Origin of the sequence: Bacillus sp. FSL K6-0069, assembly GCF_038007785.1 — a bacterium.
GTDB lineage: Bacteria > Bacillota > Bacilli > Bacillales > Bacillaceae_G > Bacillus_A > Bacillus_A mobilis.
Window position 1 is genome coordinate 4,249,817 of the sequence record NZ_JBBOXN010000001.1, and the last position, 22,056, is coordinate 4,271,872.

Here is a 22,056-nt window from a genome sequence, read left to right on the forward strand (position 1 = left end):
TCTCCCCATAAAAAAATTCTTCCAACACCACTCCTTGTTCTATTATAAATTGAAAATTTAATTAGTGGGTATTTTTTCCTATACGAATCAGACATTTACATAAAAAAAAGACTGCCATATTTCGGCAGTCTTAGTCGATAAATTCAAATTCATATTCAAGAATTTTTACAATATCTCCATCTTTTGCACCGCGTGCACGAAGCGCTTCATCAATACCCATTCCGCGCATTTGGCGAGCGAAACGACGTATAGATTCATCACGTGAGAAGTCTGTCATTTTGAATGTCTTCTCAATATCGTAACCAGAAATAACAAATGTGCCGTCACTTTCACGTGTAATTTCAAATTTAAGGCTTTCAGCATCAAATTTGTACATTACACTTGCTTCAGACTCTTCGACAGCATCGTACATTGGGAATTCTGGTGTTGTTTCTAATAAGTTCGCTACTTCAAATAATAAGTCACGAACACCTTGTTTTGTTACAGCTGAGATTGGGAAGATTTTTACTTCGTCTCCCACTTTCTCTTTAAATGCTTGTAAGTTTTCTTCTGCATCTGGCATATCCATTTTGTTTGCAACAACAACTTGTGGACGCTCTGTTAAACGCATATTGTATTCTTTTAATTCATTATTGATTGTTACGTAATCTTCATATGGTTCACGGCCTTCTAAACCAGACATATCAATAACGTGTACGATTACACGTGTACGCTCAATATGACGTAAGAATTGGTGTCCAAGTCCGACGCCGGCATGTGCACCTTCAATTAGTCCAGGAAGGTCAGCCATAACGAAGCTGCGGTTATCACCCGTTTCAACAACACCAAGATTTGGAACGATTGTTGTAAAGTGATACTCTGCAATTTTCGGACGCGCTGATGATACAACAGATAATAATGTAGATTTACCTACACTTGGGAATCCAACAAGTCCAACATCCGCTAGCACTTTAAGTTCTAGAATGACATCACGTTCTTGACCTGGTTCCCCGTTCTCAGCGATTTCAGGCGCTGGATTCGTTGCTGTTGCGAAACGTGAGTTACCACGGCCACCGCGGCCACCTCTTGCGATTACAGCTGTTTGCTCATGCGTTACTAAATCGGCAAGAATTTGTCCTGTTTTTTCATCTTTTACTATTGTTCCTGGTGGAACCTTTACGATTAAATCTTCAGATTTACGACCGTGCTGACCTTTACTCATTCCGTGCTGACCACGATCAGCTTTGAAATGACGTTGGTAGCGGAAGTCCATTAATGTACGTAAGCCTTCCTCAACAACGAAAACAACATCTGCACCTTTACCACCGTCGCCACCTGCTGGGCCACCTTTAGGTACATATTTCTCACGACGATACGCAACCATTCCGTTACCACCGTCGCCGCCTTTTACATATATCTTGACCTGATCTACAAACATTATTTCACCACACTTTTTTCAATTGGTTGTAATATAACTGAGACTTCTTCGTCTCGTACTGTATAAGAAATGGAATACCATTTATTGTTTTGGGTCGCAAGCCAATTCTGTAGTTCTTCTACACTCGTTAGCTTACCACGAAAATCAAAAAAGAAACGAGCATTCTCCGCGTCACATTCAATTGTGATACAAACATAATTTTCAACATATACGTCTAAACTATGCTGAAGCATTGAGAAAAATTGATTCGTCCATGTACATACAGTCTCATCTAAGTGAGATAAGTTATGTAATTTCCCTAATACTTCGTACTCCAATAAGCACGGCTGCTGTTTCCAATTATATGTTAAAATCCACTCTGAAAATAAAGGCATTGATAGCCCTATCAGATTGGATTCTTGTCTCGCTTCTTGGACAAAACGATCGATGAGACTATGAATCTCTTCCACTTTTCCAAGGGAAAGGTTTCCTTTCACCATCTGCATACGATTGAGCCAATCATGTCTTGAATGACGCAATGCATCTATAATTGTCCATTTTTCATTCATTTAGATACCCCTTAATATAGAAAAACTCTAACCTGCACTCAGGTTAGAGTTTTCCGTGAGTTCTTATGCTTCTTGAGCAACAGGATATACGCTCACTTGTTTGCGGTCACGGCCAAGACGCTCAAAGCGTACTACGCCGTCAACTTTCGCGTATAAAGTGTCATCGCCACCACGACCAACGTTAACACCTGGATAAATTTTTGTACCGCGTTGACGGTAAAGAATTGAACCACCTGAAACCGTTTGACCATCTGCGCGTTTAGCACCAAGACGTTTTGACTGAGAGTCACGACCGTTCTTTGTACTACCTACACCTTTCTTAGATGCGAAAAACTGAAGATCTAATCTTAACATACGTTACACCTCCTGCACTTTTTCTATTAAACGGATATACTTTCCGTAATCAAGTTCGATCGTCTTAAGCGAAACAACCAATCCTTCTAAAAGCGTTTGTGCTTTTTCTGCTGCATGAACGTCTAAATCATTAGGCAATTCATACGTTAAGAATCCGCCATCACTTCCGAGTTCAATAGTTGCCTGCACATTACAAAGTTCTTCCACTGCATTTATAGAACCAAACACAACCGCTGTAGTTCCAGCACAGACAAGGTCTTGTCCATGTGGCGCATAATTGGCATGTCCAGTCATTTTAAATGATTGGATACTTCCTAATTTCGTGCGACTTATCGTAATTTTAATCATGTTAACCTGGATTAAGCGTTGATAGCTTCAACAACTAGCTTAGTGTAAGGTTGACGATGACCTTGTTTCTTACGATTGTTCTTTTTCGCTTTGTATTTGAAAACGATGATTTTCTTAGCGCGACCTTGTTTTTCAACTTTCGCAGTAACTGTTGCACCTTCTACAACTGGGCTACCAACTTTAACGTTTTCGCCACCAACGAAAAGAACTTTGTCAAAAGTAACAGTTTCACCAGCTTCAACATCTAATTTTTCAATGTAGATTGCTTGACCAGCTTCAACTTTAATTTGTTTTCCACCTGTTTCGATAATTGCGTACATACTTGCACCTCCTCTTAATTACTAAGACTCGCCAAAAACGAGGTAGACATAAATGTCTTTAGGGAACCTGTTTTGTGCGGTTGTAGCATATAGCCGTTTAGGTGCTATAAACTATAACATAAAGATGTTATCATGAATCATAGACGGTTGTCAATAAATGTTCTGCTAACTATTTTTTCCGTTCTACAATTTCTTTTTTGCTTCCAAAACGGATAATGGCGTACTTTTCGATCATATCATCTTTGAAATAAATTTCAAATGGAATATTTTTTTGTAATTCTTTTTGCAAAAATTGTTTTTGTAATTCTTTAGGTGCAGCGATTAATACTGCCTCATCCTCTATATCGCCATATGTAATTAGCTCTCTCTCTAACTCGTACGCAATTGTTTCATATGACATTACATATCCCGTTGCTTTGCACGGTACACACTCTTCTAGCAATACGTCGCGTAAAGAATGTTTCTTACGTTTACGTGTCATCTCCAAAATCCCTAACTCTGTAAAACCGAGCACCCTTGTATATGTGCGATCATTTTGCATAGCAGCCATGAGACATTCTCTTACCTTTTCTTTATCTTCTCTTCTTTTCATATTAATAAAATCAATTAATATCATACCACCGATATCACGCAATCTTAATTGACGTGCAATCTCTTCAGCTGCCGCCTCATTTGTACGAAGAACTGTATCTTGTAAATTTTGTTTTCCAGTAAACTTGCCCGTATTCACATCAATTACAGTCATCGTCTCCATTTGTTCCACAATTAAATAAGCACCATTCGGGAGCCACACAATTTTTTGAAGTGCTTTCTCAATCTCACGCTCTATTCCAAAATGGTTAAACATTGAAGATTTTTCATTATAAAAAGATACTTTTTCTTTTCCTACTTTTTCTTCTAATTCTTTCACTATACTTCTTGTATCTACAACTACTTTTTCAATCGTTTCAATTGGATTTTCTTGAAATACACGATCTAAAAAGGTGGCCGGTCGATGAAGTAACAACGGTGCCTTTCCCTGGCCCTCTTTTCTTTTTAACTCTTCATATAACTGCTGTAACCTTTGCATTTCAGCTTGTATTTCTTCAATTTCTCCTTTTTCAGAAGCAGAGCGGAAAATGTACCCTCCTGTCCCTTCTACCTCAATTTGGAGTAGCTGTTGCCTTCTTTTATTATTTTTTATCTTTCGAGAAACTGCACGCATTTCATCATATGGCATATAAACGACATATTTCCCGGTAAATTCTATGTTTGCTGTCAATTTCGGCCCTTTCGTATCAATCGCCTCTTTCACAACTTGTACGAGTACCGCTTGCCCTTCATGTATACGATAGGAAGATGGTACATCATCATATGAAAGGTACGCATGTTTTTCTAAACCGATGTTTACAAATGCTGCGTTCATTCCAGCGATTGTTCTTACGATACGTCCGGCATAAATATGCCCAACAATCTCTTGTTCTTCATTTCGTTTCCATAAAAACTCAACAATTTTTTTCTTCTCTTCAATTGCAACGCGTTTTTCCGATCCTGCGTAGTTCATATATAACGTTTTCAAAATTCTTTCCTCACTTTATAATCTTCTTTGCTTTTACAATAATAAAAGGTTAGTGCTATCGTCAACACTAACCGATTAATTCTTCAACCGATGAAGTTGTTCGTTTTTCAGTAAAATACGCATAGAGTAATTCATTTTCATCCAATGTGTAATGTTCTTTATATTTTCCATGGACGATAATAGAGTGCTTATACCCTCTACGAAATTTTGTGAAGATCGTATATAAACGATCTTCTGATTGCACTTCAATAGGTGCAATCTTTTCAATTCCTCTTTTGTTCCCATAATAACGTTCTAATAAAAAACGCATAAAGGCATACTGTTTTTGTTTCCACTCTTGATATAACGACACCGCTAAAAATATGAGTAGTACCCACATCATAATATTGTTACTATTCCAAAGTAACTGCCATATTAGTATTACACTAAAAAAAACACATGATAATTTCATCATCTTTTCATGTGCTTGTAAATAAGGAAAACGATATGATAATACGTTAAACAATACTTTCCCGCCATCAAGCGGCCAAATAGGCAGTAAATTAAATGCTAAAATAATTATATTATTCCACATAAAGAAATAATATAAATCCGCACCAAGCCAACCAGCTTCAAACACTATATAACCTACCGCCATCATCCAAATATGTTGTATAGGTCCTGCAATTACGACAACGAGTTCCTCTTTCAATGACTTATTCCCATGTTCCTCAAGCTCAGCCACACCACCAAACGGTAAAAGTTGAATCTTTTTAATACGCCAATTGTAGTGTGCCGCCGCAAAGGCATGCCCAAGTTCATGGATAAGAACGATACAAAATAACAGTAGTAACTCTTTAAAACGTGCTGTAAAAATACCAATGGCAATAATAACCCAAAACAACGGATGCACTGAAATCTTCGTTAAAACTTCTCTATATTTAATCAAATGAAATCACCTGAATCGGGTCAATAAATTTTTCATTCTTTTTTATCGCGAAATAAAACTTACCATTTTTATTATCTGCATCATTATTCACCGTTCCAATTTTTTGTTTCTTTGAAACGTAATCATATAATTTCACTGACATGTCATTTAAATTCGCATACCACGATTCCGTTCCATCTGCATGCTGAATTTGAACTGTATTACCAAGTTCCTCTTTCTTTCCTGCAAAAACAACTAGCCCTTCATTCACTGACTCAACAGTTGCATTTGTAGCTGTTTGAACAAATACACCTTGGCCATTTTTTTGAAACCCTTGCATTACCTTTCCGGAAGCAGGAATTGCATAATCTTTTTGCTGAATGGTTCCTTCTTTTTTCTCAGTAGGTGAATAAAATACGAGCGGTTTTCCAAACTGCTTTTCGTACCATTTCGCTACAGTAGCAAACTGAAATTCTTCTTTCATCACTTTCTCTGTAACAGCTTTAGCACTATCGAAAGAAGAGGGTGCATTCTTATATAAAATAGCGACAGAAAGAACTAATATTGCTGATAACAAAACTTTGAAGAAAAATACTTCTTTTCGAAATAAAGGATGAATTTCTTTTTCTCCATCTTCAATAAATACTGTTTCACTATCAAAATTCCCTCCAGCAAAATATTGCTCTTCCTCCATCCTTTCTTGCTCTGCCTTCCTTTTCGCAATCCGTTTTTTAATTTCTTCTACACGTTTATTCTTCATACTGTCTCCTTTCTTTCTTTAAGCTAATTAAAATAGAAACAGTTGTATACAGTTTGTACATATGTATGAGCTAAGAAAGAAAGATATTCGTGTGAAGAAAAAAGAAAGCACTTCGCATATGCGCGAAGTGCTTTTAACGGATTCCAAAGAAGTTTTTCATCTTTGTAAATACCGATACCTTTTCTTGTTCAAACGCTTGCAATGGTACATTCTCACCCAACAAGCGTCTTGCAATATTACGATAAGCTAACGCTGCTTTTCCGCTCGGTTGCAACGCTACAGGTTCACCTGTATTTGTAGCACGAATAACTTCATCATCATCCTCGACAACACCAAGAAGCTCGATTGACAATGTACGTACGATTTCATCAACATCTAACATATCCTGCTCATGAAGCATATGACTACGCACACGATTAATAACAAGTTTTGGTGGTTCAATATCCTCTTTTTCTAAAAGCCCGATAATACGATCTGCATCACGCATTGAGGATACTTCTGGCGTCGTAACAACGATTGCTTTATCCGCACCAGCTACCGCGTTTTTAAATCCCTGCTCAATCCCCGCAGGACAATCAATTAATATGTAATCATAATCTTGTCGTAATACTTGTATTAATTCATCCATTTGTTCAGGTGTTACCGCTGATTTATCACTCGTTTGTGCTGCAGGTAATAAATAAAGATCATCAAAACGCTTATCTTTAATAAGCGCCTGAGGTAAACGGCAACGCCCTTCAACGACATCAACAAGATCAAATACAATACGATTTTCCAGCCCCATTACTACGTCTAAGTTTCGAAGACCGATATCTGTGTCAATTAAGCACACTTTCTTTCCAGATAACGCTAGGGCTGTACCAATGTTCGCAGACGTTGTAGTTTTACCTACTCCGCCTTTTCCAGATGTAATTACTATTGCCTCTCCCACAGCTATACAATTCCCCTTTCTAACTTTGTTAAATTAGGTCTAAGATGAGTGAGAAGTTGCAGTCGATCGACAACAATGTGATTGTTCTCATTAATATACGCACATTCTGCCGCCTCCGCTCCGTCTTCTTTCTCTTCCGGAGCCCGCATTGCCACATCACTAATTCGAAGTTGCATCGGGTTCATATCAGATGCAGCGATTACAGCATCCGAATCCCCATAATACCCAGCATGTGCAATTCCTCTTAATGATCCTACGACAAAAATATTCCCCCCAGCGATAACCGTTCCGCCTGGATTAACATCTCCAATTAACAATAAATTTCCTTTTACATGTAAAACTTGTCCAGAGCGAACAATTTTGGAAATAGGGACAATTTCTGTTTCTTCTTTCCAAGCTATTGCTTCTGCTTTCGTTATAACATCACTTTCAATTGAATCCACAACAAGATTCTTTTTATTACGAATTAACGTACGAATCTCTTCTTGTTGGACTTCTGTTAAATAACGATTTCCCACTTTCACATGCACTTCAATTAAAGAGCGCCCATCACCATCATAGTAATGTGTAGAAAGCTTTTCATCCAATTCCTCTAGTAATTCAGAGAATGAACAACAATCATCTAAATGAAGCGTTATTCCGTCTTTTGTCCCTTTTATTGTTACATTTTGTTGCTTTTTTTCTTCCACTAAAGTTCACCCCACCGATTCAATTCGACATAAAATTAGAAAATCCTTTTTTCTTTTTCTTCCATCGCTTTTGAAAGACGCACTAAATATCGTCTCAGTGGGAAACAAACTATCAATAAGAAAATTGCATTTAGCAATACAGTAGACAGGAGACGATCTGTGAAAAAGACATACGCTGACATATGAGTACGTCCTAACAAAGTTAAAAATCCATACACATAATACTCTAGTGCTACAATACCAGCTAGTACAATAGAAGCAACAATAAATAAATTTGATTGTAATACCTTCATCACACTATAAACTAAATAAGCTAAAATCGGATACGCAAAAATATATATACCGACAAGTTCTGTGTATACGGTATCAAATAAGAAACCAAATAAGAGTCCGTAATAAATCCCTTGGACCGGACTATAGTACACAGTAATAAAACATAACACAATTATAAAGAAATGAGGTGCTGCTATACTGTCTTTCCAAAAAACCTCTGTTGGAACGATAGTTGCAAACATATTTTCAAATAGAAAAACAAAAAGGAGCAAAAGAGGAAGAGCTGCTCTTTTTAAAATCTTCATCATCTCTTCTCCCCCTCCTATTCTAATGGCGCTGAAGGCGTTGCACGTTTAGCAACCACAATATGCTCTACGTCATTCAAGTCAGCGGCCGGTTTTACATAAGCTGTTTGTGTTAAGCCGTATGGATCTGGCTGCACATCAACGATTGTCCCAATTACAAGACCTTTCGGGAAAATATCACCAAGTCCAGATGTTACAACTAATTGATCTTTCGCTACCTTAGCATCAGAGCCAATCTTTGTGAAAAGAAGTAAGTGCTTTTCTTTGTCGTAACCTTCAATCAATCCGAAGATTTTCTCATCACCTTGTACGATAGCAGAAACACGATTTGTTCGGCTCATAGAGCTTAGCAATTCTACTGATGATGTAAACTGAGATACACTTTTCACTCGTCCAACTAGACCTTGTGAAGTTACTACAGCCATATCTTTTTTAATTCCTTGCTGTGCTCCTTTATCAATTCCGATTAAATCGTACCATTTATCTGGATTACGAGAAACAACAGTAGCTGGAATTTCAGTATATTGGCTATTTAACTCTTTTTTACCCGTTAACTCTTGTAACTTCTTGTTATCATCTTCTAATTGTTTTACTTTCCCTGATAAACCTGCATAATTATCTAATTTTGCTTTTAATTCTTTATTCTCTTCATACGTGCGCTTTACATCCTCTACATTTTCGAAGAATCCAGCTACGTATTTCGCTGGCTTTTGGAATACACGTTCTACAACACCGACAGTGTCTTTAACAAACTGCTCTGGCCATGTTAAACTGTTCCGTTCTTTCAATGAGATTCCAATCAATGCCACGAGAAGAATAATACTAACTAACAAAACAATTAATCTTTTGTTTAAGAAAAACTGTGGCACGTTCACACCCTCTTAATTTCATTGATTTTTATTTTGCAATATTATCGAGCAGCAGTTTTGAAAAGATCGATATTGTCTAATGCTTTACCCGTTCCAATTGCTACGCAATCTAATGGGTCTTCTGCAACAAGAACTGGCATATTTGTCTCTTCACTAATCACTTTATCTAAGTTACGTAGTAATGCTCCGCCACCTGTTAATACGATACCACGGTCCATAATGTCTGCCGCTAATTCAGGTGGAGTTTTCTCTAACGTATTTTTAACAGATTCTACAATTGCATCTACTGTATCTTTTAATGCATCTGCGATTTCTTCTGGCTGAATTAGTACTGTTTTTGGTAAACCACTTACTAAATCACGACCGCGAATTTCCATAGGCTCGATACCTTCTGGCTCGCCTGCAGAACCGATTTCTAATTTTAATGCTTCAGCTGTTCTTTCACCAATCATTAAGTTGTAGCTTTTCTTAATGTACTGAATGATTGAATCATCCATATCATCACCAGCAACACGAACTGATTGACTTGTTACAATACCACCTAAAGAAATGATTGCAACTTCTGTTGTACCACCACCGATATCAACAACCATACTACCAGTTGGTTCCCAAACAGGTAAGTTTGCACCAATTGCTGCTGCAAATGGTTCTTCAATCGGATAAGCATCACGAGCACCCGCTTGACGAGTCGCATCGATTACTGCACGTCTTTCTACAGCTGTAATACCAGACGGTACACATACCATTACGTATGGTTTACGTGAGAAGAATCCATTTGATTTTTGAGCTTGTTGAATGTAATATTTCATCATTGTTGCTGTCGTTTCGTAATCAGCAATTACACCGTCTTTCATCGGGCGAAGTGCCACAACGTTTCCTGGTGTACGACCAATCATTTGTTTTGCATCGCTACCTACAGCAACGATTTGTTTCGTATCAGTTTGTAATGCTACTACTGAAGGTTCACGTAAAACTACACCTTTTCCTTTTACATATACAAGCGTGTTCGCAGTTCCTAAATCTATTCCAAGATCGCGAGTAAAGCCACCAAATCCAAACATATTATTTATCTTCCTTTCTTGTTTTCACGGACTCATTTTTTCTTACTTTATATTATAAAAACAGTACGTTTTTTATATCTTTATCCTTCTTGTAGATAAATTTCTACAAAAAACTCATAAATCACATTATAAAACAAAATAAGTAAAAAGCATAGTCTTAAATATGACCTTTTTCCTTTAAACTCACGAATTTATGGTCACCTATTATAATATGGTCAAGCACTTCAATTCCGATAATCTGGCCACATTCTACTAAGCGTTTTGTTACTTCAATATCCTCTCGGCTCGGCGTGGGATCTCCTGAAGGGTGGTTATGAAGACATATGATAGAGGCTGCTGCACGGCGGAACGCTTCTTTAAAAACTTCCCTTGGATGTACAATTGATGTGTTTAAACTTCCAATGAAAATCGTTTGCCTATGTATAACTTGATTCTTTGTGTTCAAATATAAACATACAAAATGCTCCTGCTGCAGGAAGCGCATTTCTTCCATCATATATCTCGCACAATCTTCTGGGCTTCGAATGCTGTATCTATTTTGATATTCTAAACGTACCATTCTTCTACCAAGTTCAAAAGCAGCTATAAGCTGGGCTGCCTTTGCAATCCCAACACCATGTATACTGACAAGCTCTTCTAACGTTGCATCTTTCAACATACGTAAACCATCAAAGTGATGTAAAATTTTATCTGATAACTTTAAAACTGTTTCTTCTTTAGAACCTGTTCTGAGTAACACCGCAAGAAGCTCCCGATTCGATAAACTTCCTGCTCCTTCTAACAATAAACGCTCTCGTGGCTGTTCTTCTTTGACAACATCACGAATACCGTTCATTTCTCCACCCCTTTTATTTGTTCTCTCAAAGAAAATCCCATGCAATTTTACGCATGGGTTACATCAATATTGAATTGTTTTAATTCCCGAACAAGACGTGAAATCGGTAAACCAACTACACTATAATAGTCTCCTTGAATATGTTGAACAAAAATAGATCCTTTACCTTGAATTCCATAACTTCCTGCTTTATCAAGAGGCTCTTTTGATGCAACGTATGCGTCAATTTCCTCTTCTGTTAATTCCCAAAACGTAACTTCTGTACGCTCGTAAAAAGTGATTGTTTTGTCTTTTGTTATAATTGCAACCCCAGTATACACTTCATGTGTTTTCCCTGATAATAATTGCAACATTTCTTTCGCCTCAGCTTCATTAGAAGGCTTTCCAAGAATACGCGATTCATATGTAACAATTGTGTCTGCACCTAACACAATATGATCACTGTTATTTTCCGCTACCGCAGATGCTTTTTGCAGGGCAAGGGACATTACAATATCAGAAGGTGATGAGTACGCACCAATCGTTTCTTCTACTTCACTTACAATGATTTTAAATGGTACATCCGCTAACTCAAGCAGTTCCTTCCTGCGAGGCGAACCTGATGCTAAAATAATTTTTCTCATATTTTCTCCTTCCTTTCTCACATGAAGCAGAATCATTTATATCAATCGTATCAAAGGAATAGTTTGCCCACAAATAAAAGAAATATTATTTTCCCTAAACAAAATAATACTTTTTTACTAAAATACGATTATATTCCTGCCGTAGAGAAAGCACTTTTCTCTAAATTCAAAAGAAAAGAAAGAAGTACCTATACTTCTTCCTTCGTCATTTCATTATCCTATTATTTCACCTTTTGTGAAACAATTTTTTCATATGAAAGTATACCATCAATAATAACTTGATTTAATTTCGTCAAAGATTCCTTATCACCTTTTCCATCCTTCACTGTTTGCACAGCTACTGACGTGTACATATACAATTTCTTCGCTTCTTCCTGCTTCATACTTTTTCCTTCTTTTTCAATTGCTTTCCACTCTTTTTCAATCGCACCTATATCTTTTGTATTATTTTTTCCACTAGATTGTACGCTAGAAGCATATTTTGCTAAATGAGTATATAATGGCTGTACTTTTGTTAAAAATGCTCCAACTTCTTTATCATCTTTAAGTAACGCTTTATCTGTTATATCCCAGTTCTTTTTTAATACAGAGACATTATCATTTTTATACTTCGTCATTAATTGGTTGATATCTTGTTCATCGCTAGCAATACCAACAACTAATGCATACTTATCACCACTCGGTTTTAAAGCTGCTACGCCTCCATTACCTTTCCATTCTTCAAGAGCGGCCTGTCCCTTTTCTTCGGAAGAATAAATCCCTCCTTGAACAAAAAATAATTTCATTGGATCTAATGACGTTCCTGTCTGCGCTTTTTGTTTTTCCTCTTTTTGTGCTGGTGTTTGTTCTGACGTTCCACCCACCTTTGATTCTTCATTTTGCACCTGCTTCGAAGCTGTTACTTCACTTCCCCCTGTCGCTCCTTGCCCTTTAAGTAACTGTAGCATTCCCATCCCAAAAGCCGTACCAATAACAATCGCAGTTGCAACGATTGCAATTAACGTATTGCTCCACTTCTTTCGTTTTTTTTCCGTAGACGCTAATTTCGCTTTTTGAAACGGAACAACATTTTTCGGTCTTTCACTTTCTACTACCATCCATTCAAATTCATCTTTCTTCTTCTCCTCATACTTCGCTTCTGTTCCATTCACTTTCACTGAGATCGTTCGTGATTGCTTGTCCATACACTCACACCTCACCTCTTATCGTTGTCCGCATCATATCATATTCCTTTCACAAAAAAACGAGATATTTGTCAGAGGAATTCGCCAAATAACCCTATATATTTATCTTAAATGTATGCATTTGACTTCATTTGTAGAACAAAAAAACTAGATAGCAAAGACTATCTAGTTTTTCTCGCGAATATATTTTCGAACTTCCGAAATGAAATAAAGAGAACCTGTTATGATAAAAACATCATTTTCTCCAATCATTTTAACCTTCGTATCAATTGCCTCTTTCCAATTTTCAAAAACTAGTTTTGACTCTTTCTTTGCATACGATGCAAGAGTGTCAGCAGAAATAGCTCGATCAAAGGCGAATGTTGTAAAAATAATTTCATCGGCAATTGTTTCTAATTGACCTACCATATTATGCAACTGTTTATCACCAAGGGCAGTAAATAAAACTATTACATTTTTATCTTTGTAATGTAATTCTACTGTTTTCACAAGACTTTCAATACCTTCTGGATTATGGGCACCATCTATAATAACATCTGGATTACTTTGCAGTTTTTCAAATCGCCCAATCCAATACGCTTCCTGTAATCCAGTTCTTATTTCTTCTTCCTCAATTAAAAATGATAAGTATGTTTTGACATACATGACTGCCATAAGTGCAAGTGCTGCGTTTCCTACTTGGTGACTACCTTTCATTGAGATTCGCACATCTGCAAAAGTGGCGAAAGGACAAGTGAAATCGAACTGTTCTCCATCTTTGCTAGACTGTTTATGTAACGCTGTAAAATGGTTACCTATCTCGTATAAGTTTGCATGATTTTCCTTTGCAACCTTTTGAATGACTTGCAATGCTTCTTCATCTTGTACACCAGTAATAACTGGAACACCAGACTTAATAATTCCCGCCTTCTCATATGCAATTTCTCCTAGTGTATTCCCTAAAATATGCATATGATCGTGGCCGATATTTGTAATAATCGTGAGAACAGGATGAATAACATTCGTAGAATCAAAGCGTCCTCCAAGCCCTGTTTCAAATAAAACAACATCACAGAAATTAACTTTACTGAAATAACAAATTGCCATAACAGTAATAATTTCAAACTCAGTCGCTTCTCCTAAATCCGTCTCATCTAGTTTTTCAACGACTGGCTTTACCATCTTTACAAGTTCAGTAATCTCTTCATCTGCAATTGGTGTTCCGTTCACACTAATACGTTCGTTAAATGTTTCAATATAAGGAGAGGTAAATGTTCCTACCTTATATTTTGCATCTTCTAACATGTAGCGCATATATGTTAACGTTGAACCTTTTCCATTTGTACCAGCAAGATGAACACATTTTATGTGACGCTCTGGATTTCCGAGCTCTTCTAGCATCCATCTCATTCTTTCTAATCCTGGTTTAATACCAAACTTCAATCGGCTATGAATCCACCCTATCGCTTCTTCGTATGTATGTATCACGTATGCTTTCCCCTTTCAAAAGACAACTTTCATACTCCTATTATACGCAAAGAAAAGAGACTCACCAATATAGTGAGTCTCTAAAAAACATTTTACTTTTCAAGATCTGCTAGACGTTGGCGAACTGCTTCACGTTTTTCTAGGTAGTCTTGCTCTTTCGCACGCTCTCCGTCAATAACTGCTGCAGGGGCTTTCGCTACGAAACCTTGGTTTGAAAGTTTCTTCTGTACACGTTCTACTTCTTTGTCAAACTTCTCAAGTTCTTTCTCAAGACGCGCTTTCTCTTCATCAAGATTGATAAGATCAGCTAACGGTAAGAATAACTCTGCACCTGATACGATTGCAGTCATTGCTTTTTCTGGCGCTTGTAAATCCGTTTGAATTGTTAATTCGCTTGGGTTACAGAAACGCTCAATGTAAGAGCTGTTTTTCGTAAGTTGAGCAAGTACAGCCTCATCTTTTGCTTTAATTTGCATTTGAACTTTTTTGCTCATTGGCGTATTAACTTCTGCACGGATGTTACGAACAGAGCGAATGATATCAACTAGAAGGTGCATTTCTGCTGCTGCTTCTTTATCTTGTAAATCTTCGCGAACTGTTGGCCACGCTGCTACTGTAATAGACTCGCCTTCATGCGGTAAATGTTGCCAAATTTTCTCTGTTACGAATGGCATGAATGGGTGTAATAGACGCATTGTTTGGTCTAATACGTAAGCTAAAATAGAACGAGTTGTTTTCTTAGCTGCTTCATCTTCACCGTATAAAGGAAGCTTTGCCATCTCAATGTACCAGTCACAGAAATCGTCCCAAATGAAGTTGTATAATGAACGACCAGCTTCACCGAACTCATATTTATCCATGTTACGTGTTACGCTTTCGATTGTTTCGTTTAAGCGAGTTAAAATCCACTTATCCGCAACTGATTTTTCACCAGTTAAATCGATTTCTTCATACTTCATATCATCCATGTTCATTAATACGAAACGTGATGCATTCCAAATTTTATTAATGAAGTTCCAAGTAGATTCTACTTTCTCCATGCTGAAACGTAAATCTTGACCTGGTGCACTTCCTGTTGATAAGAAATAGCGCATTGCATCTGCACCGTACTTCTCGATAACATCCATTGGATCAATACCGTTACCAAGAGATTTACTCATTTTACGTCCTTGCTCATCACGAACTAACCCGTGAATTAATACATCTTTAAATGGACGCTCGCCTGTAAACTCTAAACCTTGGAAAATCATACGAGATACCCAGAAGAAGATGATGTCATAACCCGTTACTAGTGCATCTGTTGAATAATAACGTTTGAAGTCTGCTGCATCTTCATTTGGCCAACCAAGTGTTGAGAATGGCCATAGCGCTGAACTGAACCACGTATCAAGTACGTCGTTATCTTGATTCCAGTTTTCAAGGTCTGCTGGTGCTTCTGTACCTACGTATACTTCACCAGTTTCTTTATGATACCAAGCTGGAATGCGGTGTCCCCACCATAATTGACGAGAAATACACCAGTCGTGAATGTTCTCCATCCAGCGTAAATATGTGTTTTCGAAACGCTCTGGTACGAACGTTACTTTCTCTTCTTCTTTTTGTTGAAGCGCTACTGCCTTCTCAGCAAGTGGAGCCATTTTTACGAACCATTGTGTTGATAAGTAAGGCTCAACAACTGCACCACTACGCTCACTATGACCTACTGAATGCATATGAGGCTCGATTTCTACTAATACGCCCGCTTCTTGTAAGTCTTTTACTAACGCTTTACGACATTCGAAACGATCCATGCCGTTATACTTACCAGCCTTTTCATTCATCGATCCATCTTCGTTCATTACTAAGATACGTGGTAAGTCATGACGATTACCTACTTCAAAGTCATTCGGGTCATGAGCTGGTGTAATTTTTACAACGCCTGTTCCGAAATCTTTTTCTACGTACTCATCAGCAATAATTGGAATCTCACGGCCTACGATTGGAAGTGTAACTGTTTTTCCGATTAAATGCTTGTAACGATCGTCTTCTGGATGAACCGCTACCGCTGTATCACCAAGCATCGTTTCTGGACGAGTTGTTGCAAGACGAATATGACCAGAACCATCTGTTAATGGGTAGTTCATATGGTAGAATGCACCTTGAACTTCTTTATGAATTACTTCAATATCAGAAAGGGCTGTGCGTGTTGCTGGGTCCCAGTTGATAATATATTCACCACGGTAAATTAAGCCTTTTTCATATAATTGAACGAATACTTTATTAACTGCATCAGATAAACCTTCGTCTAATGTGAAACGTTCACGAGAATAGTCTAGTCCTAAACCAACTTTCCCCCATTGTTGACGAATGTGAGACGCGTATTCTTCTTTCCATTCCCAAGCTTTTTCAAGGAACTTCTCACGGCCAAGATCGTAACGTGAAATACCTTCTTCACGAAGTTTTCCTTCTACTTTCGCTTGTGTTGCGATACCCGCATGGTCCATTCCTGGAAGCCATAATACATCGTATCCTTGCATACGCTTCGTACGAGTTAAAATATCTTGAAGAGTTGTATCCCAAGCATGACCTAAGTGTAACTTACCAGTTACGTTCGGAGGTGGAATTACAATTGTATACGGTTGTTTCTTCTCGTCTCCTGTTGCTTCAAAATATTTGCCTTCTAACCACCACTGATAAAGGCCTTCTTCAACGGACATATGATCATATTTAGTTGGTAAATTCTTTTCCGTGTTTGACATTATTTTCCCTCCTTAAAATAAAAAATGCCCCTCATCCAAAAAAGGACGAGGGACATCGCGGTACCACCTTTATTTACAAACAAATTCAGAATTTGCTTATACTCTTAATTTGATAACGGACAAATCCGTCTTTTCCTAATGAGAACTATTCCGTTCAGAAAAGATGCTCCAGGGCTACCTTCTAACATAACTATCTAGAGAATCTCCCAGCTAATGATTCTCCTCTCTGAAGACGTTTCTTGTTATACTCTTCCCCTTCAAGGCATTTATATGATTGTTAATTATTATATACAATAGTGTAAAAAACGAAACCCTATTCGTCAAGATAAATTTAAGACTACGAACTTTTTGACGCACAAAAAAGATAAGTAGAGGATGCTACTTATCTTTTTATCCGTTCCCTTGCTGGGCAGCTTGTAATTGCGAAAGGAAATATTCTATATTGCTAACGAGCCAATGCGATTGTTGCAAGCTCTTTACTCCAAGAAGTTCATTTTCCTCATTACGACTCTCTCTTCTTTTCTTATAAGACTGGATTTGCCGAATAAATTGTGATGGATACGTCATATACGCAAACATGAGTAGTTGCTCTTCTTTCGTAAAAGGAAAATTTTTTTGGTACATTTGATACCATTCAAACCGATCACTTCGCGCAATTGGATATGTGTTTAACGACCTAGAATAAAACCCTACTATATCTTGCACCGGTGTTGCAAACTTCGATTTTTCTAAACTAATAAAATAGCCGTTCCGTTCATAATCAAATAAAAAATGATTAAGTGATACGTTACCATGCACAAAAGTAATACGTGTTTTTTCTTTTTCTTTCATCGCATCGTTCCACTCATTTAATTGCTTCGTTGCGAACTCACGCGCCCTCATTACATGATGATAATACGTACAATATTGCAATTCAAACGGAGACATATACCACTTCGATTCCGATTCTACAAGAAACTCTTCTAACATCTCACCATCATTTTCCCAACGATCAGATATATTTGTATAATGTTTCTCTAAATCTTCTTCTGTATACGTTTCTTCTTTTACCGTTTTTTGATGCAACGCCCCGAGAGTCTGGAACATTTTATGGTATTGATCATTATCCTCGCCGTTCCCTTCCGCACGTTCTAACCAAGGCATTAAATAATAATTATACGTACCATCATTTAAAATATAATTTCCATCCGTCGCATGGTATATAGGTACATAATTCGAAAAACCTTTCTCCTTCAAATATTGAATATGATGCAGAAAGTTATTCCGCTCTAACTTTCTGCCTTCTATTTTCTTGAGCGCATATGGGCCTTGATTCGTGTAAATTTTCGTTACACTTCCGTGCTCTTCCATATGCTGCGTATCCAATCTATATTGCCTTACAATGGGTTCATAGCGATTTCGTAATTCCATATCCATACGAATAACCCTTTCTATTCAAAACATAGCCTTTAGAAAAATAAGTGAGTGAAAAACACTCACTTATTTCGCTTTTGCTCTTGAAACAGGAATATAAATAATTTGTCCTGCCGTTAAATATATATCTTCTGTTTGATTGACACGATATAAGTTTTGTACAGACGTTTCATAACGATCTGCAACAGATTCAATCGTATCTCCTTCTTGCACGAAATACATTCTTAACTTTGTAAATTCTTCTTCCGGTTCTTTCGTAAATAGTTTCGTTAAATACAGCGCATTTTCATCTCGCTGTGAATAGGCTTCTTCTTCTTGCTCTTCTTGCTTTTTCTTTTTCTCTTTTTCTTTCTTGAAATCTTTTCGTCCGAACAATTCAAATTGCGGCGTTGTTTCTTTCTCTTCTTCACGCTCTACAAATTCATGTTCTTCTATTTCCGCTTCCTCTACTTCCTGCTCTTTTCTTTCTTCTAGTTGGAACGGTTCAAATGCGTAATCTTCCCACTCATCTGATTCCTTATAAGCTGGTTCTTCTACGTGCGGCGTTGGTCTAGTTTCATACTCTTGTGCTGCATCATCCTCTAACTCAGCATACGCCGTTTCTTCCTCTTCATCCTCAATTCTTTCTTCATCACATAAACCTGTAATAGATATATCCGCTAATAATTGTAAGCAACCATTTTCCTTTAATTCATAATCAAATTCCTCGATAGATACATATAGTTCTTCAATTACTTTCACACGGTTTCTCGGAATTGATATTTCAAGCGGAAAGGAATGAACAAGTTCATTAACCCCATCTTCTCTTGTTTCTACATAATCAATTGACTTCGCTGGTGATAGATCTCTCAGTGAATAAGCCGAATCATCTTGCCTTGCAACATACTCTCCCGTTAAATCTAATTGCCCTCTCACGATAACTTCATGATCAAGCTCTTCTATCTCAACGTCTGGATCTAACGAAATTGACAAAAGTTCTTCGACTTCCTGTCCTTTTTGGAACCAAACAGATTCTTTTAATGAAAAACGTAATGAATGATCTGTTGCCACTTCTTTTCCCCCTCCCAAACTATATGTCATTACAGATTTATGTACGGAAAGCTGACTTTATGAATAAAAAAAATCGCCCCCCTTATGGAGAGCGATTTTCTTTATTCAATTAAGCTTTTAATTTTGACATGGCAATCTCAGCCGCTGCAATTGTCGCTTCAATATCTGCATCACTATGCGCTGTCGATAAGAATAAGCCTTCAAATTGAGATGGCGGCAAGAATACACCTTGCTCTACCATTTCACGATAGTAAGCTGCAAAGAATTCTAAGTTTGAAGATTTTGCTGCATCGTAATTAATAACTTGTTCATCTGTAAAGAAGATACCAATCATAGAACCCGCACGGTTAATATGATGCGGAATGCCATGTTTTTCAGCCGCTTTACGTAAGCCAGCTTCTAACATTTCAGCTTTACGCTCGAATTCTACATATGATTCTGGCGTTAACTGTACTAACGTTTCATAACCTGCTGCCATTGCAAGTGGGTTACCTGATAAAGTACCTGCTTGGTAAATCGGTCCACTCGGTGCAACTTGTCGCATAATTTCTGCTTTACCACCGTATGCTCCTACTGGTAAACCGCCACCGATTACTTTACCTAAACAAGTTAAATCAGGTGTTACACCGTAATAACCTTGCCCACAATTATAAGCAACTCGGAATCCTGTCATGACTTCATCAAAAATAAGTAATGCACCATTTTGCTCTGTTACTTCACGAAGACCTTCTAAAAATCCTGGTTGCGGAGGAACAACACCCATATTCCCTGCTACTGGTTCTACGATGACACAAGCAATATCATCACCGAATTGTTCGAAAGCGTATTTCACACTTTCTAAATCGTTATACGCTACTGTAATTGTATTTTTCGCTACACCTTCTGGTACACCAGGACTATCTGGTAAACCTAACGTCGCCACACCAGAACCCGCTTTAATTAATAACGAATCACCATGACCGTGGTAACAACCGATGAATTTCAAAATTTTGTTACGGCCTGTATAACCACGAGCTAAACGTAGCGCACTCATTGTCGCTTCTGTTCCTGAGTTAACCATACGTACAATCTCAATTGATGGTACGCGCTCAATAACAAGTTTCGCTAATTCATTCTCAATTTCCGTTGGAGCACCGAAGCTTGTCCCTCTTTCAGCAACAGATTTTAAAGCTTCCACAACACGGTCGTTTGCATGACCATGAATTAAAGGACCCCATGATAATACGTAATCGATGTATTCATTCCCATCGATATCGTATACTTTAGAGCCTTTTCCACGCTCCATAAACAACGGATTCATACCGACAGACTTAAAGGCACGAACAGGGCTATTTACGCCTCCAGGCATTAAATCTTGCGCCTCTTCAAATGCCGCAATCGACTTATCAAACTTTTTCATTATTTAGCGCCTCCTTCTTGTAACCATCTTGCTGCATCTTTCGCATGATACGTAATAATTAAATCTGCTCCTGCACGTTTCATACTAATTAATTTTTCAAGTACAACTTCTTTTTCATTAATCCAACCATTTTGCGCTGCCGCTTTAATCATCGAATATTCACCACTTACGTTATAAGCAACGACTGGTAAATTAAAGTTATTTTTCACATCACGAACAATATCTAAGTAAGAAAGAGCTGGCTTTACAATTAAGAAATCTGCCCCTTCCATTACATCTGATTCAGCTTCACGGAATGCTTCCATACGGTTCGCTGGGTCCATTTGATATGTTTTACGGTCACCAAATTGTGGTGCACCGTGCGCCGCATCACGGAACGGCCCGTAAAACGCTGATGAATATTTCACAGCGTATGACATTACTGGCACATGCCCAAAGCCATTTTCATCTAATGCGTGGCGAATCGCTGTTACAAATCCGTCCATCATGTTTGATGGCGCAATAATGTCTGCTCCCGCTTTCGCTTGGCTGACAGCTGTTTTTGCAAGAACTGCAAGAGACTCGTCATTTAAAATAATACCATCTTCGATTACACCGCAATGACCATGGCTTGTGAATTGACATAAACATGTATCCGCAACTACTACTAACTCAGGGAATTCACCTTTAATTTGCTGAATTGCACGTTGCACAATTCCATGATCACAATATGCTGATGATCCAACTTCATCTTTTTCAGCAGGTAAACCAAATACAATAACAGAACGGATACCTAAATCAACAACCTCTTGCATTTCAGCTTGCAATAAATCTAAAGACATTTGATATACACCTGGCATAGAAGGCACTTCATTACGAACATTTTCTCCTTCTAATACAAAAATAGGGTAAATAAAATCTTCCGTATGTAAAAACGTTTCACGCACAAGCGCACGCATATTACCACTTTGTCTTAAGCGACGATGACGATTAAATTGTAAAGAGTTCATAGATTTCTATCCCCATTC

The 22,056-nt window shown here is 37.7% G+C and carries 22 protein-coding genes and 2 other annotated features; all 22 genes read right to left on the minus strand.

What is annotated here, in order from left to right; translation table 11 throughout:
- Positions 1-130: 130 nt before the first annotated feature.
- On the minus strand, positions 131-1,417 hold the full coding sequence (obgE, locus tag MHB74_RS21820; protein WP_061677166.1) for a GTPase ObgE: 1,287 nt from the start codon (positions 1,415-1,417) through the stop codon (positions 131-133).
- Positions 1,417-1,965 (minus strand): sporulation initiation phosphotransferase B, encoded by a 549-nt coding sequence (locus MHB74_RS21825; protein WP_061677164.1) that lies wholly within the window; start codon positions 1,963-1,965, stop codon positions 1,417-1,419. The genes obgE and MHB74_RS21825 overlap by 1 nt, the downstream gene beginning before the upstream one ends.
- Positions 1,966-2,028: 63 nt before the next feature.
- Positions 2,029-2,319: a 50S ribosomal protein L27 gene (gene rpmA / locus MHB74_RS21830; RefSeq protein WP_000944957.1), complete on the minus strand. Its 291-nt coding sequence runs from the start codon at positions 2,317-2,319 to the stop codon at positions 2,029-2,031.
- 3 nt (positions 2,320-2,322) lie between these two features.
- On the minus strand, positions 2,323-2,667 hold the full coding sequence (locus MHB74_RS21835) for a ribosomal-processing cysteine protease Prp (RefSeq protein ID WP_061677162.1): 345 nt from the start codon (positions 2,665-2,667) through the stop codon (positions 2,323-2,325).
- Between the two features lie 11 nt (positions 2,668-2,678).
- On the minus strand, positions 2,679-2,987 hold the full coding sequence (rplU, locus tag MHB74_RS21840) for a 50S ribosomal protein L21 (RefSeq protein WP_000270907.1): 309 nt from the start codon (positions 2,985-2,987) through the stop codon (positions 2,679-2,681).
- Positions 2,988-3,001: 14 nt separating this feature from the next.
- Positions 3,002-3,079: a sequence feature (ribosomal protein L21 leader region), on the minus strand.
- Positions 3,080-3,156: 77 nt separating this feature from the next.
- Entirely contained in the window at positions 3,157-4,545 is a 1,389-nt protein-coding gene (locus tag MHB74_RS21845; protein WP_061677159.1) for an Rne/Rng family ribonuclease, read from the minus strand.
- A gap of 67 nt (positions 4,546-4,612) precedes the next feature.
- A complete protein-coding gene (gene spoIVFB, locus MHB74_RS21850; protein WP_061677157.1) occupies positions 4,613-5,473 on the minus strand; it encodes a stage IV sporulation intramembrane metalloprotease SpoIVFB in 861 nt (286 codons plus the stop codon).
- Positions 5,466-6,212 (minus strand): stage IV sporulation protein SpoIVFA, encoded by a 747-nt coding sequence (spoIVFA, locus tag MHB74_RS21855; RefSeq protein WP_061677155.1) that lies wholly within the window; start codon positions 6,210-6,212, stop codon positions 5,466-5,468. Before spoIVFA ends, spoIVFB begins: the two co-directional genes overlap by 8 nt.
- A 133-nt stretch (positions 6,213-6,345) precedes the next feature.
- On the minus strand, positions 6,346-7,143 hold the full coding sequence (gene minD / locus MHB74_RS21860) for a septum site-determining protein MinD (RefSeq protein ID WP_000503310.1): 798 nt from the start codon (positions 7,141-7,143) through the stop codon (positions 6,346-6,348).
- A 2-nt stretch (positions 7,144-7,145) separates the two neighbouring features.
- Positions 7,146-7,832, minus strand: a complete 687-nt coding sequence (minC, locus tag MHB74_RS21865) for a septum site-determining protein MinC (protein WP_000391511.1) — start codon at positions 7,830-7,832, stop codon at positions 7,146-7,148.
- Positions 7,833-7,867: 35 nt separating this feature from the next.
- Positions 7,868-8,413, minus strand: a complete 546-nt coding sequence (mreD, locus tag MHB74_RS21870; protein WP_061677153.1) for a rod shape-determining protein MreD — start codon at positions 8,411-8,413, stop codon at positions 7,868-7,870.
- A gap of 14 nt (positions 8,414-8,427) precedes the next feature.
- Positions 8,428-9,279: a rod shape-determining protein MreC gene (gene mreC, locus MHB74_RS21875; protein ID WP_061677151.1), complete on the minus strand. Its 852-nt coding sequence runs from the start codon at positions 9,277-9,279 to the stop codon at positions 8,428-8,430.
- Positions 9,280-9,320: 41 nt separating this feature from the next.
- The gene (gene mreB, locus MHB74_RS21880) at positions 9,321-10,340 is read right to left on the minus strand and encodes a cell shape-determining protein MreB (protein ID WP_000466737.1); all 1,020 of its coding nucleotides are present in this window, start codon (positions 10,338-10,340) and stop codon (positions 9,321-9,323) included.
- Between the two features lie 157 nt (positions 10,341-10,497).
- Positions 10,498-11,175 carry a DNA repair protein RadC gene (gene radC, locus MHB74_RS21885; RefSeq protein ID WP_001013378.1) on the minus strand — a complete coding sequence of 226 codons (678 nt, stop codon included), beginning with the start codon at positions 11,173-11,175 and terminating at the stop codon, positions 10,498-10,500.
- A 47-nt stretch (positions 11,176-11,222) separates the two neighbouring features.
- On the minus strand, positions 11,223-11,798 hold the full coding sequence (locus MHB74_RS21890) for a Maf family protein (protein WP_061677149.1): 576 nt from the start codon (positions 11,796-11,798) through the stop codon (positions 11,223-11,225).
- Between the two features lie 221 nt (positions 11,799-12,019).
- Positions 12,020-12,982, minus strand: coding sequence for a hypothetical protein (locus tag MHB74_RS21895; RefSeq protein ID WP_061677147.1), 963 nt, complete (start codon positions 12,980-12,982; stop codon positions 12,020-12,022).
- Positions 12,983-13,147: 165 nt separating this feature from the next.
- Positions 13,148-14,449 (minus strand): bifunctional folylpolyglutamate synthase/dihydrofolate synthase, encoded by a 1,302-nt coding sequence (locus MHB74_RS21900; protein WP_061677145.1) that lies wholly within the window; start codon positions 14,447-14,449, stop codon positions 13,148-13,150.
- Between the two features lie 92 nt (positions 14,450-14,541).
- Complete coding sequence (locus MHB74_RS21905) at positions 14,542-17,187, minus strand: valine--tRNA ligase (RefSeq protein ID WP_061677143.1); 2,646 nt, start codon at positions 17,185-17,187, stop codon at positions 14,542-14,544.
- 38 nt (positions 17,188-17,225) lie between these two features.
- Positions 17,226-17,457, minus strand: a binding site (T-box leader).
- Between the two features lie 120 nt (positions 17,458-17,577).
- Positions 17,578-18,603, minus strand: coding sequence for a spore coat protein YsxE (ysxE, locus tag MHB74_RS21910; protein WP_061677141.1), 1,026 nt, complete (start codon positions 18,601-18,603; stop codon positions 17,578-17,580).
- 63 nt (positions 18,604-18,666) lie between these two features.
- The gene (spoVID, locus tag MHB74_RS21915; RefSeq protein WP_061677139.1) at positions 18,667-19,650 is read right to left on the minus strand and encodes a stage VI sporulation protein D; all 984 of its coding nucleotides are present in this window, start codon (positions 19,648-19,650) and stop codon (positions 18,667-18,669) included.
- Positions 19,651-19,759: 109 nt separating this feature from the next.
- Positions 19,760-21,049 (minus strand): glutamate-1-semialdehyde 2,1-aminomutase, encoded by a 1,290-nt coding sequence (gene hemL / locus MHB74_RS21920; RefSeq protein WP_061677137.1) that lies wholly within the window; start codon positions 21,047-21,049, stop codon positions 19,760-19,762.
- Entirely contained in the window at positions 21,049-22,038 is a 990-nt protein-coding gene (hemB, locus tag MHB74_RS21925; RefSeq protein WP_001087079.1) for a porphobilinogen synthase, read from the minus strand. Before hemB ends, hemL begins: the two co-directional genes overlap by 1 nt.
- Positions 22,039-22,056: the final 18 nt, after the last annotated feature.

Coding starts and splice junctions, on each gene's coding strand:
- obgE (WP_061677166.1), bottom strand. CDS start 1,417: ATGTTTGTAGATCAGGTCAAGATATATGTAAAAGGCGGCGACGGTGGT.
- MHB74_RS21825 (WP_061677164.1), bottom strand. CDS start 1,965: ATGAATGAAAAATGGACAATTATAGATGCATTGCGTCATTCAAGACAT.
- rpmA (WP_000944957.1), bottom strand. CDS start 2,319: ATGTTAAGATTAGATCTTCAGTTTTTCGCATCTAAGAAAGGTGTAGGT.
- MHB74_RS21835 (WP_061677162.1), bottom strand. CDS start 2,667: ATGATTAAAATTACGATAAGTCGCACGAAATTAGGAAGTATCCAATCA.
- rplU (WP_000270907.1), bottom strand. CDS start 2,987: ATGTACGCAATTATCGAAACAGGTGGAAAACAAATTAAAGTTGAAGCT.
- spoIVFA (WP_061677155.1), bottom strand. CDS start 6,212: ATGAAGAATAAACGTGTAGAAGAAATTAAAAAACGGATTGCGAAAAGG.
- mreD (WP_061677153.1), bottom strand. CDS start 8,413: ATGATGAAGATTTTAAAAAGAGCAGCTCTTCCTCTTTTGCTCCTTTTT.
- mreB (WP_000466737.1), bottom strand. CDS start 10,340: ATGTTTGGATTTGGTGGCTTTACTCGCGATCTTGGAATAGATTTAGGA.
- radC (WP_001013378.1), bottom strand. CDS start 11,175: ATGAACGGTATTCGTGATGTTGTCAAAGAAGAACAGCCACGAGAGCGT.
- MHB74_RS21890 (WP_061677149.1), bottom strand. CDS start 11,798: ATGAGAAAAATTATTTTAGCATCAGGTTCGCCTCGCAGGAAGGAACTG.
- MHB74_RS21895 (WP_061677147.1), bottom strand. CDS start 12,982: ATGGACAAGCAATCACGAACGATCTCAGTGAAAGTGAATGGAACAGAA.
- MHB74_RS21905 (WP_061677143.1), bottom strand. CDS start 17,187: ATGTCAAACACGGAAAAGAATTTACCAACTAAATATGATCATATGTCC.
- ysxE (WP_061677141.1), bottom strand. CDS start 18,603: ATGGATATGGAATTACGAAATCGCTATGAACCCATTGTAAGGCAATAT.
- hemL (WP_061677137.1), bottom strand. CDS start 21,049: ATGAAAAAGTTTGATAAGTCGATTGCGGCATTTGAAGAGGCGCAAGAT.
- hemB (WP_001087079.1), bottom strand. CDS start 22,038: ATGAACTCTTTACAATTTAATCGTCATCGTCGCTTAAGACAAAGTGGT.